We start from the raw sequence: 4,231 nt of genomic DNA, 5'->3' as shown, positions 1-4,231 counted from the left end.
GCCGACATTGCGTCCGAGGGCGCAGCATCGCTTGATTGAGCATAGGCGCTCGATGCCACCGCGACGCACAGCACGACGCCCAGTGCCTTCAACATATCGACTGCTTTCATGGTTTCTCCTTTTGTTTCGCTTTGGACTTCGCAAGTTGTACTTCTTTGTGCTTCTTTTGAACCGCATCAACCCAGCGGCTTACTACGACATCTTGCGGTTTGCCTACTAACGGTGACCTCGAACAGTCGACGTAGACGGACAATACCGGCGATGCTGGCGACACGGCGTTGCGAGAGACTGGCGAAAAAAACGAATGTCCGGTGATTCTTGTACGGGTGTCATTGCGGATGTCACTCCGTTCTTTCGGGACACGCGCTGCCGCACATCGTGCGACGCGTCCGGTTCTGCACGGAGCACTTGCTCCGAAATGCCGGTTGGCGGCGCGGATGCTGGTTCTGCGGCGGCGAACGTCAATTTAATCCAGCCTTGCCAGAAGCGCAAAGCATTTAACACGATGACACGCATCCGTGCGTTTATCGTGACGCCCGACATGAAAACTGACGCTCGATGACCACGCCTTAGGGCGTGCCCCTGATTTCGGCGTGTTGGCGTTCATGTACCATCGGCGACGTTTCGGACCGGTTGGAACATCCGCCGGGCGCAGCGGACGGCTTGTTTAGCGAACGAGGGTTTTCCCTTTTCAAATCTGCTTTCCTTCGCTTCAAAGACCCGCGGCGGCAACGGTTTATCATGCCGCCGCGAGTCCTGCTCCAAGTCCTGCATCAAGTCCTGCCTCAAGTCCTGCCTTAGCAAACTCGACAATGATCCAACCTCCTGATCAGAAACCTTCTCCCTCGGACAATCCGCCAAAGCCGCGGCCCCGGCGTATTGCGCCTTCCATGGCGCGATTTGTCGCCATCTCGTGGCGCGATCTTGCGATCTCGTTCGGCCCGATCCTCTTGATCAGCGCGGCTGCCATCTATCTCGCCGTGCGCCTGATCCAGCCCGCGCCGCCCAATACGCTGACCATGTCCGCGGGAACGAAGGGCAGTTCGTTCTGGAACAACGCCCAGCAGTACAAGAAGATCCTCGCGCGCAACGGCATCACGCTGAACGTGCTGGAATCGCAAGGTTCACTCGATAACCTGCAGAAGCTCGAAGACCCGAACGCCAAGGTCGATGTCGGTTTCGTGCAGGGCGGCATGTCGGCTGCGGCCGCCATCGTCCCGGGCAGTGCGCCGGCCACGTCCGATAAACACGATGACCTGGTGTCCCTCGGCAGCGTGGCTTACGTGCCGTTGGCGGTGTTTTATCGCGGGCCAGTGTTGACGCGGCTGTCCGAGCTGAAGGGCAAGCGCCTTGCGATCAGCACCGAAGGCAGCGGCACACGCGCACTGGCGCTGGCAATCCTGAAGGCGAACGGGATCGAGCCTGGCGGCAATACCGAACTCTTGCCGCTCGCAGGCGACGCCGCCGCCGAAGCCCTGTCGAACGGCAGTATCGATGCCGCGTTTCTTACCGGCGACTCCGCCCAGCCGCCGACGATGGGCAAGCTCTACAGGACGCCCGGCATCCGCTTCTTCGATTTCACCCAGGCCGATGCCTACGCCCGCCGCTTTCCATACCTGACCGTCCTGAACCTGCCGATGGGCGCCTTCGATCTCGCCAAGAACCTGCCCGAGCATCGCATCCGCCTGATCGCGCCTACGGCCGAACTCATCGCGCGGGAGGGTTTGCATCCGGCGCTCTCCGACCTGTTGATCGAAGCCGCGAAGGAGGTCCACGGCCGCGCGAACCTGATGCAGTCGGCCAACGAATTCCCCGCGCCGCTCGCGCACGAATTTCGCATCAGCGACGACGCCGAGCGTTATTACAAATCGGGCAAGGGCTTCTTGTACCGGACCCTGCCCTTCTGGATCGCGAGCCTGGCGGACCGGGTGATCGTGCTGCTGGTGCCGATCATCGTGGTGCTGATTCCGGGCTTCCGGCTCGTGCCGGGGCTTTACCGGTGGCGCGTGAGATCGCGCATCTACAAGATCTATGGCGCGTTAATTGCAATCGAACGTGAGGCGATGACCGACCCGGACACCGCCCAGCGCGAAGCGCTGATCGATCGGCTGGACGATATCGAGGCGAAGGTGAACCAGATGAAAATGCCGCTCGCTTATGCCGACCAGTTCTATGTGCTGCGGGAACATATCGGCTTCGTGCGGCAGCGTTTGACCCTCGCCCAGAGCGTCGCACTCGACGCGCAGGCAGACAGCGTTCAGCACACCACGTAATATCGAAAGCTGAAACGACGGTAACCTGAGTTACAGGCGCCGCGTAATGAGCGTCATGAAGTGCATCACGAGGGGCATCGAAATGCCAGGGAGATTCAAATGAGCGCTTCGCCTTCCACCGATCCGCGCCAGCCGTACTTTTTTTTCGACTTCAATTCTCCCTTTTCATATTTGCTGCTGGAACAGCATGAAAAGTGGCCGAACATGCCGTTCGAGGTGTTGCCGATCGATTACCTGTTGCTGCTCAAGCACTGGGGCCAGCCCATGCCGGGGTCGATTCCGCCCAAGCGTGTATTCATGTACCGCTACGCGCTGTTCCGTGCCGAGCAACTGGGCATTCCTTTCAAGATGCCGCCGTCGCATCCGTTCGACTCGTCCAAGGCGCTGCGGCTCGCGGTGGCTTCGGGCGGGGAGGTTGGCTGCATCCGCGAGATTTTCCGGTTCATCTGGAAACAGGGTCGCGATCCATCGACGGAAGAAGGGTTCGACGATCTCTGCCGCCATGTCGGTTTGCCCGACGGTGCCAAGATGATCGAGCTAGAGGACGTCAAGGCGACGCTGCAGGCGAATGTCGAGCGCGCGATCGAACTCGGGGTATTTGGCGTGCCGACCTTCGTGGTGAACCAGCAATTGTTCTGGGGCGAAGACACCTTGCCCATGGTCCTTTACGTGGCCCGGTCGCCGAACTGGCTCGAAGCGGCCGAAGTCCAGCGGATCAGCAACCTGCCGAGGATGGCGCCGCAGATGTAATCGCGCGGCGGAGCTGAAGCGCGACGGCGGCCGTTCCTATGCCGCGCATAGCGGCCACGCTATGGCGTGCGGGATCGGGCGGGCTTAACGTAACGGCTCCGGCGTGCATCGCCATGGTTTTCTGTGTAGCGCCCGCCCGAAAAACGCCTTGCCCATGAACGATCCCGCCGACTCCGAAGATTCAAGCTCGACCGATTCCCTCGATATCTGGCTGATCCGCGTCCTGCAAACGCTTCTGACCGAGCGCAGCGTCACGCAAGCGGCGATGCGCCTGAGCCAGACGCAGCCGGCCATCAGCACCGCTTTGCGGCGTCTGCGCGACCTGCTGGGCGATCCGATCCTCGTGCGCGGCAAGCAAGGCATGGTGCCGACCGAATATGGTGCGTCGCTGCTGCCGGCCACGCAGCGCGCGCTGCGAGAAGTCGAATTCGTCGCCACGCCGCACGGCATCTTCGATCCCGCCACGTCCCGCCGAACCTTCCGCGTGGCTGCGCCGGATTACCTGAACGACTTTTTCATGCCGACGATGATCCGCGCCTTTCGCGCCGCGGCGCCCAATGCGCGGCTGGAAATCGAATCGCTGAGTCCGACGCTCGACCACGAAGCCGCGCTCGATGACGGCGATCTCGATCTGGTCGTCGGCAACTGGGAAAATCCGGAACCGCGTTTCGCGCGCCGCGAATTGTTCACGGATCACTTCGTCTGCCTCATGCGCCGCGGCCATCCGCTAGCGCGGGAACCGCTCACAGCCTCGCGATATGCGCTGGCCGCGCACCTCGCGCCGACGGCTTATAGCGGGGCGAAACGCCATCCTATCGATATAGGTCTTGAGAGCGCCGGCATCAAGCGACGCATTGTCGCCACCCTTCCCTACTTTGGCCTCGTGCCGCAGACGCTGCTGCAATCGGACCTGATCTTCACCGCCACGCGCCGCTTTGCGCTGCATTACGCGGCGCTTTTGCCGCTGGTGGTGATGGAATCGCCGATCGAGTTTCCACCCATCGAAAGCTACCTGATGTGTCTGCCCGAAGTCAGCCGCCCAACCGATCTGGCATGGCTCCAAGCGCTGATGAGCGACGTCTCCCGGGATCTCACCGGACAGCCTCCACGCAAATAGAACCGGTAAGAATGCCGGTTTTGGACGACGATTCCATTTTTCCGAAAATTCTCAGTCGAATCCGAAATTACTGCAATCCTTTGTGAGACGG

The 4,231-nt window shown here is 61.0% G+C and carries 3 protein-coding genes; all 3 read left to right on the top strand.

The genetic code is table 11. From position 1 onward, the window contains the following. The first annotated feature begins 812 nt into the window (after nucleotides 1–812). The gene (locus tag ACFFAR_RS21695; protein ID WP_375508439.1) at nucleotides 813–2,273 is read left to right on the top strand and encodes a TAXI family TRAP transporter solute-binding subunit; all 1,461 of its coding nucleotides are present in this window, start codon (nucleotides 813–815) and stop codon (nucleotides 2,271–2,273) included. Nucleotides 2,274–2,372: 99 nt separating this feature from the next. Then, nucleotides 2,373–3,023: a 2-hydroxychromene-2-carboxylate isomerase gene (locus ACFFAR_RS21690; RefSeq protein WP_375508438.1), complete on the top strand. Its 651-nt coding sequence runs from the start codon at nucleotides 2,373–2,375 to the stop codon at nucleotides 3,021–3,023. 154 nt (nucleotides 3,024–3,177) lie between these two features. Next, nucleotides 3,178–4,140 carry a LysR substrate-binding domain-containing protein gene (locus tag ACFFAR_RS21685; protein WP_174364594.1) on the top strand — a complete coding sequence of 321 codons (963 nt, stop codon included), beginning with the start codon at nucleotides 3,178–3,180 and terminating at the stop codon, nucleotides 4,138–4,140. The last annotated feature ends 91 nt before the right edge of the window (nucleotides 4,141–4,231 follow it).

Source organism: uncultured Caballeronia sp., assembly GCF_964243625.1.
Taxonomy (GTDB): Bacteria; Pseudomonadota; Gammaproteobacteria; order Burkholderiales; family Burkholderiaceae; genus Caballeronia.
The sequence above is the reverse complement of the archived record's forward strand: the minus strand, read 5'-3'. Positions and strand labels throughout refer to the sequence as shown.

Bases quoted from the DNA above. Each gene is read 5' to 3' on its own strand.
- ACFFAR_RS21685 (WP_174364594.1), top strand. From the start codon at position 3,178: ATGAACGATCCCGCCGACTCCGAAGATTCAAGCTCGACCGATTCCCTC.
- ACFFAR_RS21695 (WP_375508439.1), top strand. From the start codon at position 813: ATGATCCAACCTCCTGATCAGAAACCTTCTCCCTCGGACAATCCGCCA.
- ACFFAR_RS21690 (WP_375508438.1), top strand. From the start codon at position 2,373: ATGAGCGCTTCGCCTTCCACCGATCCGCGCCAGCCGTACTTTTTTTTC.